Source organism: Nocardia yamanashiensis NBRC 100130 (assembly GCF_001613325.1).
In the GTDB taxonomy this organism is placed as follows: domain Bacteria; phylum Actinomycetota; class Actinomycetes; order Mycobacteriales; family Mycobacteriaceae; genus Nocardia; species Nocardia yamanashiensis.
In genome coordinates this window covers 39,154-46,324 of the sequence record NZ_BDCD01000028.1, presented here as the reverse complement: position 1 = coordinate 46,324, position 7,171 = coordinate 39,154, and the positions used below count along the sequence as shown (strand labels likewise).

The window sequence follows — 7,171 nt, the reverse complement described above, 5'->3', positions numbered from 1 at the left end:
GATCTGCCCGAGGCGGGCGGCTCCGCCTGGACCGATTCCGCCCCGCGCACCGGCGCGCCCGACCCGGCCGGTCCGCACCTGCTGGTGCTGGCGCGCGGGCAGGAAGGCTATCGGCGGCTGTCCCGGGAGATGGCCGCCGCGCACATGGCGGCGGGGGAGAAGGGCATCCTGCGCTACGACCTGGATCGATTGACCGAGGCGGCGGGCGGGCACTGGCAGATTCTCACCGGCTGCCGCAAAGGCACCGTGCGGCAGGCGCTGCAGCAGAGCGAAGCCGCCGCCGAGGCCGAATTGCTGGAACTGGTGGAGCGTTTCGGGCGGGAGCGGGTGAGCGTGGAGCTCACCCATCACGGGATCCCGGAGGACGACGAGCGCAATGCCCGGCTGATCGCGGTCGCCGACCGGGTCGGGCTGCCGGTGCTCGCCACCACCGGCGCGCATTTCGCCGCGCCCCCGCAACGGCGCCGGGCCATGGCGCTGGCGGCGATTCGCGCCCGGCAGAGCCTGGACGAGATGGCGGGCTGGCTGGCGCCCACCGGCGGCGCGCACCTGCGGTCCGGGGCGGAGATGGCGCGGCTGTTCGCGGCCAGCCCGCAGGCGGTGGCGAATGCCGTTGCGCTGGGCCGGGAATGCGCGTTCGACCTGCGCCTGATCGCGCCGAAACTGCCGCCTTTCGACGTCCCGGAAGGGCACGACGAGAACTCCTGGCTGCGGGAGCTGACCATGACCGGCGCGGCCCGGCGCTACGGCCCGCCCGCCGGTAATCCGCGGGCGTATCAGCAGCTGGAACACGAGCTGAAAGTGATTGCCGGACTGGGTTTTCCCGGCTACTTCCTGGTGGTGCACGATATCGTCAGCTTCTGCCGGGACAACGACATCCTCTGCCAGGGCCGGGGCTCGGCGGCCAATTCCGCGGTCTGCTACGCCATCGGCATCACCAATGTGGACCCGGTCGCCAACAAACTGCTGTTCGAGCGCTTCCTGGCGCCGGAGCGGGACGGGCCGCCCGATATCGATGTGGATATCGAATCGGATCGGCGCGAGGAGGCGATCCAGCACGTCTACGCCAAATACGGGCGCGAGTACGCGGCGCAGGTGGCCAATGTGATCACCTATCGCGGCCGCTCCTCGGTCCGCGATGCCGCTCGCGCGCTGGGGTTTTCGCCCGGCCAGCAGGATGCCTGGAGCAAACAGGTGAGCCGCTGGAGCGGCGTCGCGAAGGAGGAGAACACCGGCATCCCCGCTGACGTACTGGCGCTGGCCGGTGAATTGGAGGGCCTGCCGAGGCATTTGGGGATTCACTCCGGCGGCATGGTGATCTGCGACCGGCCCATCGCCGATGTCTGCCCGACCGAATGGGCGCGCATGGCCGGGCGCAGCGTCCTGCAATGGGACAAGGACGATTGCGCCGCAGCGGGTTTGGTGAAATTCGACCTGCTCGGCCTCGGCATGCTGTCGGCCCTGCACTACATGATCGACCTGGTGCAGGAGCACAAGGGCGAGACCGTCGAACTGTTCCAGCTCGACCTCACCGAACAGGCCGTGTACGACATGCTGTGCCGCGCCGACTCGGTGGGCGTCTTCCAGGTCGAATCCCGGGCCCAGATGGCGACTTTGCCGCGCTTGCGGCCCCGTAACTTCTACGACCTGGTGGTGGAGGTGGCGCTGATCCGCCCCGGACCGATTCAAGGCGGTTCCGTGCACCCCTACATCCGCCGCCGCAACGGGCAGGAGAAGGTCGCGTACGACCATCCGGCCCTGGAGAATTCACTGGCGCGCACCCTCGGCATCCCGCTGTTCCAGGAACAGCTCATGCAGATGGCGGTGGATATCGCCGGCTTCACCGCCGCCGAAGCCGATCAGCTGCGCCGGGCCATGGGCTCCAAACGTTCACCGGAGAAGATGGAGCGCCTGCGGGAACGCTTCTACCGGGGCATGCACGACCTGCACGGCATTACCGGCGAGATCGCCGACCGCATCTACGAGAAGGTGTATGCCTTCGCGAATTTCGGCTTCCCGGAAAGCCATTCGCAGAGTTTCGCCTCGCTGGTGTTCTACTCGTCGTGGTTCAAGCTGCACCATCCGGCGGCGTTCTGCGCGGGCCTGCTGCGCGCCCAGCCGATGGGTTTCTACTCCCCGCAATCGCTGGTCGCCGATGCTCGCCGGCACGGGGTGGTGGTGCACGGCCCGGACATCAATCACAGTCTGGCCGAGGCGACCTTGGAGGCGCGCGGCCTGCAGATCCGCCTCGGCTTGGCCGCGGTCCGGCAGATCGGCACGGAGCTGGCCGACCGCATCGTCGACGCCCGCGAACTGCACGGCCCCTACACCTCGTTCACCGATCTCACCGGCCGCGTGGAACTGACCGTCCCGCAAGCGGAATCGCTGGCCACCGCGGGCGCGCTCGGCAGCCTCGGCATCACCCGCCGGCAAGCCCTCTGGGCGGCCGGCGCGGCCGCGGGCGAACGTCCCGACCGGCTCCCCGGCACCGGCGCGGTCACCGACGCCCCCGCCCTGCCCGGTATGAGCGATCTGGAACTGGCCGCCGCCGACGTCTGGGCCACCGGCGTCTCCCCGGGCAGCTATCCCACCGAATTCCTCCGCGACCGCCTGACCGCCCTCGGCGTGGTCCCCGCCGCCCACCTGCTCGACATTCGCGACGGCACCCGCGTGCTGGTCGGCGGCGCGGTCACCCATCGTCAGCGTCCCGCCACCGCCGGCGGCGTCACCTTCCTCAACCTGGAAGACGAGACCGGCATGGTCAACGTGGTGTGCTCCGTGGGACTCTGGGCCCGCTACCGCCGCCTCGCCCAATCCGCCCCCGCCCTGCTGGTCCGCGGCCGCGTGCAGAACGCCGAAGGCGCGGTCACCATCGTCGCCGACCACCTGCAGCGCATGGACCTGCGCATCGAGGCCCGCTCCCGCGACTTCCGCTGACCCCGCGCGACAATGACTCGTCCACCGCAGAAGGGAGCCCCGTGCCCACCGTCATCCGGGCCACCATCAAACCCAACAGCAAGAAGGGCCCCCTCGTCGAAATCCTCGAGGACGGCACCCTGCAGCTCTACGTCCGCGCCCCCGCTACCGAAGGCAAGGCCAACAAGGCCGCCATCGACCTGCTGGCCGCCCATCTCGGCGTCCCCAAATCCACCGTAACCCTCACCGCCGGAGCCACTTCCCGCTTCAAACGCTTCGAGATCGCCGACTGAGCGGCTACACCGCGCCCGGGAAGCCCTGCTGCCGCCAGGCTTCGTAGACGGCGACGGCGGCGGCATTGGACAGGTTCATGGAGCGGCGGCCGGGGAGCATGGGGATGCGCACGCGGTCGGTGACGCGGGGGTCGGCGAGCACCTCTTCGGGGAGGCCGGTCGGTTCGGGTCCGAACAACAGCACATCGTTCTCGCGATACGCCACGTCGGTGCTGCGGGTGGTGGCGCTCGCGGCGAAGGCGAACACCCGCTCCGGCTTGATGGAATCCCATGCGGCGGCCAGGTTCTCGTGCACGGTGACCACCGCCAGATCGTGATAGTCCAGCCCGGCGCGGCGGAGCTTCGGCTCGGACAGGTCGAAACCGAGCGGTTCGATCAGGTGCAGCTGACAACCGGTACCGGCGGCCAGGCGGATGGCATTGCCGGTATTCGGTGGGATGCGCGGCTCGAAGAACACCAGATGGAACACGGGCTACAGCATCTCAGAAGGCCGGGGCGGGCGGTGCGGTGGCCGGGTGATGGCTAGACTCGGCCCGTGAGCCCAGCCCATGCCGCCCCCGCGAGCCGGAGCAGCCGATTCGGTGAGTTCGTGCGCGACAATCTGCCGATGCTGTTGATCGCGGCGGTGATGGTGGTGGCCGTGGTGTTCCTGGCCTGGGATCGCTGGCGGCGCGGGACGTTCTTCTTCGGCGGCGCGACCCTGCTGGCGGCGGCGCTGCGAATGGTGTTGCCGACCGAGCGGGTGGGGCTGCTGGCGGTGCGCAGCAAGCCGTTCGACGTGATCTGGCTGACCGTGCTGGGCAGTGCCATCATCGCGCTGGCCGCGACGATCAGCAGCCTCGGCGTCACCTAAGCGCGCGGCGGGACGTGGTGGTGGGCGGCGCACCGGGCGACCCACCACGGGGGTTATCGGATTCTGGGGGCTAGCGGATCTCGGATATCGGGTGCGTCAGATTCGCGCCATCCGGCGTCCTAACTCGCGGCGAAGCACTTCCTGCGCGGGTAGGCGGTTCAGCACCCGCAATATCGCCGGGCGTAGTTCACGTTGCTCGTCGTCGGAGAGCAGGTCGACGAGGTCGCGGAGATCCATGTCATCGAATGCTGCTGGCATGTCTGACACATTACGGCGGCACGGCGCGGTACGCGCAAATTCCGGGCCGCTGGTTACGGAGGCGTCATCTGGGTGAAACCGGCAGCGGCTCAGGACAATTCGGATGAAACAGGCACGACACCTGGGACACGCCGGTCAACCCGCCCAAAGGGTGCGATCAGGCGCGTTCGGCCCGGGCCGCGCGCGCCAGATCCATGGTCTCGGTCATCAGCTTGCCGATCGCTTCGGTCTCGGTCAGGAACCCGTCGTGCCCGTCGCGCGAGCGGACGATCTCCAGACCCTTGCAACCGGGCAGCAGATCGGCCAGCTCCTGCTGGGTCCGCAGCGGATACAACCGGTCCGAATCCACGCCGCCGATCACGCACGGCACCGGCGTGGCCGCCAGCGCCGCCTCGACGCCACCGCGCCCGCGACCCACGTCGTGCCGGTTCATGGCCTCGGTGAGCAGCACGTAGGTGGCCGGATCGAAGCGCGACTTGAGCTTGTCGGCCTGGTACTCCAGGTAGCTCTGCACCGCGTAACGCCCACCCTCCCAAGGGTTCTCGTCCCCCTGGGCGTGATTCTCGAAGCGATGGTCCAGCTCGAACTCGGTGCGGTAGGTCAGGTGCGCGATGCGCCGCGCGATTCCCATCCCGGTCATGGGCGTGCGCCCGGTGCCGTGATAGTTCCCGCCCTGCCAGTCCGGATCGGCCTGGATGGCGGCGATCTGGGTGGTCTGGGTGCCGATCTGATCGGCGGTGGCGCGCGCCCCGACGGCGAGCACCAGCGCGGAACCGACCCGGTCGGGATGGCCGACCATCCACTCCAGCACCCGCATCCCGCCCATGGACCCGCCGACGACGGCGGCCAGGTGGTCGATGCCGAGCAGGTCGAAAAGCTGGACCTCGGCGGTCACCTGGTCCCGGATGGAGATCTCGGGAAACCGTGCGCCCCAGGGCTTGCCGTCCGCGGCCAGCGAGGCCGGCCCGGTGCTGCCCTTGCAGCCGCCCAGCACATTGGTGGCGATGACACACCATTCCCGGGTGTCGATGGCCGCACCCGGGCCGACGATGCCGTCCCACCAGCCGGGCTGGGCGTGATGCACGTCCACGCCGCCCACCACATGCGAGTCGCCGGTCAGCGCATGCTCGACCAGCACCACATTGTCCGCGTTCGCCGACAGTTCGCCCCACCGCTGCACGGCCAGGCTCACCTCGGGAATGACGGCGCCGTTCTCGAGCGCCACCTCCCCGATGTGAATGCTGCCGAGCGTCCCGTCCGGCGGCGGGAGCAGGAGCTCGGCCGCCGGACGGGAGGTGCTGGATTCGATGCTCACGGTCAAGACGCTGCCGCCGTCAGACCGGCGCGCAGATCCGCCAGGATGTCGTCAATGCCCTCGATACCCACGGCCAACCGCACCAGACCAGGGGTGACGCCGGAAGCGAGTTGCTCTTCGGGGGTCAGCTGGGAATGGGTGGTGGAGGCCGGGTGGATGACGAGCGAACGCACATCACCGATGTTAGCGACATGGCTGTGCAGCACCAGCGCGTCCACGAACTTCTTGCCCGCGTCCACGCCGCCGGCCAGTTCGAACGACACGATGGCGCCGACGCCCTTGGGCGCCAGTTGTTTGCCGCGCTCGAACCAGGGGGAGCTGGGCAGGCCCGCGTAGTAGACCTTCTCGACGCCCGCCTGCTGGGTCAGGAACTCCGCCACCGCTCGGGCATTGGCGACATGCCGCTCGACACGCAGGCTCAAGGTCTCGATGCCCTGGGCGATCAGGAACGCGTTGAACGGCGACACGGCCGCGCCGAGGTCGCGCAGCAGCTGCACGCGGGCCTTGAGCGCGAAGGCGGGCGCGCCGAGATCGGCGAACACCACGCCGTGGTAGCTCGGATCGGCGACGGTGAAGCCGGGGAACCGCGACACGCCGTCGGCGTCCTTGACCGTCCAGTCGAAGTTGCCGCCGTCCACGATCACGCCCGCGACCGCCGCGCCGTGGCCGCCCAGGTACTTGGTGGCCGAGTGCACGACGATGTCCGCGCCCTGCGCGAGGGGCTGGATCAGGTACGGGGTGGCGACCGTGTTGTCCACGATCAGCGGCAGCCCCGCCGCGTGCGCGACGCCCGCGATGCCCGGGATATCCAGGATCGAGCTGGACGGGTTGGCGACCGTCTCACCGTAGAAAGCCTTGGTGTTCGGCCGGATCGCCGCCTGCCACTGGGTCAGATCGTCGGGGTCCTCGACGAAGCTGACCTCGATGCCGAGCTTGGGCAGCGAGTAGTGCAGCAGGTTGTAGGTGCCGCCGTACAGGTGCGGGCTGGCGACGATGTGATCGCCGGCCTGGGCCAGGTTCAGGATCGCGTAGGTCTCCGCCGCCTGCCCGGAGGCCAGCAATAGCGCCGCTACGCCGCCTTCGAGGGCCGCGATGCGCTGTTCCACCGCGTCCTGGGTGGGATTCATGATGCGGGTGTAGATATTGCCCGGCTCGGCGAGACCGAAGAGCGCGGCGGCGTGGTCGGTGTCGCGGAAAGCGTACGAAGTGGTCTGGTAGATGGGCAGGGCGCGCGCGCCGGTGGCCGGATCGGGGGCCTGACCGGCGTGGATCTGCTTGGTCTCGAAGGACCAGGCGGCAGGGTCGATGGGCGCGGTCGAGTCACTCATGTGCTGCTCCAAAAAACAAGGTCGCCGAATGGCGGAATTCTGACGTTATCGGAAGGCGAATAGGCTTCGACAACAACACATTTCGGTAGACCTCCTACAGTGCGCTTGCGCTCGGCCGTCGAGCGCCCGGTCTTCACCCGGAGCACCCCACCGCAGCTGGAGGGTTGCCGATCAGCGAGCCGGGGCTTGGCGCTGATGCTCTTGACCT

7 protein-coding genes and 1 riboswitch are annotated in these 7,171 nt (G+C 69.0%); of the genes, 3 read left to right on the top strand and 4 right to left on the bottom strand.

The window, feature by feature from the left end; all coding sequences use genetic code 11:
- Positions 1–2,937, top strand: a 2,937-nt coding sequence (locus tag NY1_RS31000; protein ID WP_067720692.1) for an error-prone DNA polymerase, incomplete at its 5' end; no start/stop codon positions are given.
- 41 nt (positions 2,938–2,978) lie between these two features.
- Positions 2,979–3,209, top strand: coding sequence for a DUF167 domain-containing protein (locus tag NY1_RS30995; RefSeq protein ID WP_067720691.1), 231 nt, complete (start codon positions 2,979–2,981; stop codon positions 3,207–3,209).
- A 4-nt stretch (positions 3,210–3,213) separates the two neighbouring features.
- On the opposite strand, the gene NY1_RS30990 is transcribed toward NY1_RS30995, so the two are convergent.
- The gene (locus tag NY1_RS30990; protein ID WP_067720690.1) at positions 3,214–3,678 is read right to left on the bottom strand and encodes a tRNA (cytidine(34)-2'-O)-methyltransferase; all 465 of its coding nucleotides are present in this window, start codon (positions 3,676–3,678) and stop codon (positions 3,214–3,216) included.
- Between the two features lie 138 nt (positions 3,679–3,816).
- On the opposite strand from NY1_RS30990, the gene NY1_RS30985 reads away from it, so the two are divergent.
- Positions 3,817–4,062: a DUF3017 domain-containing protein gene (locus NY1_RS30985; protein WP_067720699.1), complete on the top strand. Its 246-nt coding sequence runs from the start codon at positions 3,817–3,819 to the stop codon at positions 4,060–4,062.
- 96 nt (positions 4,063–4,158) lie between these two features.
- Here the strand turns inward: NY1_RS30985 and NY1_RS43830 are convergent, their stop codons facing one another.
- The 3 genes from NY1_RS43830 to NY1_RS30975 form a co-directional block, all read right to left on the bottom strand.
- Complete coding sequence (locus tag NY1_RS43830; RefSeq protein ID WP_169815423.1) at positions 4,159–4,320, bottom strand: hypothetical protein; 162 nt, start codon at positions 4,318–4,320, stop codon at positions 4,159–4,161.
- A gap of 157 nt (positions 4,321–4,477) precedes the next feature.
- Positions 4,478–5,641, bottom strand: a complete 1,164-nt coding sequence (metX, locus tag NY1_RS30980; protein WP_084535656.1) for a homoserine O-acetyltransferase MetX — start codon at positions 5,639–5,641, stop codon at positions 4,478–4,480.
- On the bottom strand, positions 5,638–6,963 hold the full coding sequence (locus NY1_RS30975) for a bifunctional o-acetylhomoserine/o-acetylserine sulfhydrylase (protein WP_067720698.1): 1,326 nt from the start codon (positions 6,961–6,963) through the stop codon (positions 5,638–5,640). The genes metX and NY1_RS30975 overlap by 4 nt, the downstream gene beginning before the upstream one ends.
- 96 nt (positions 6,964–7,059) lie before the next feature.
- Positions 7,060–7,170, bottom strand: a riboswitch (SAM riboswitch).
- Position 7,171 lies beyond the last annotated feature (1 nt).

What these genes read in the sequence shown, in the direction of transcription:
- NY1_RS30985 (WP_067720699.1), top strand. Translation starts at nt 3,817, where the DNA reads ATGCTGTTGATCGCGGCGGTGATGGTGGTGGCCGTGGTGTTCCTGGCC.
- NY1_RS43830 (WP_169815423.1), bottom strand. Translation starts at nt 4,320, where the DNA reads ATGCCAGCAGCATTCGATGACATGGATCTCCGCGACCTCGTCGACCTG.
- NY1_RS30975 (WP_067720698.1), bottom strand. Translation starts at nt 6,963, where the DNA reads ATGAGTGACTCGACCGCGCCCATCGACCCTGCCGCCTGGTCCTTCGAG.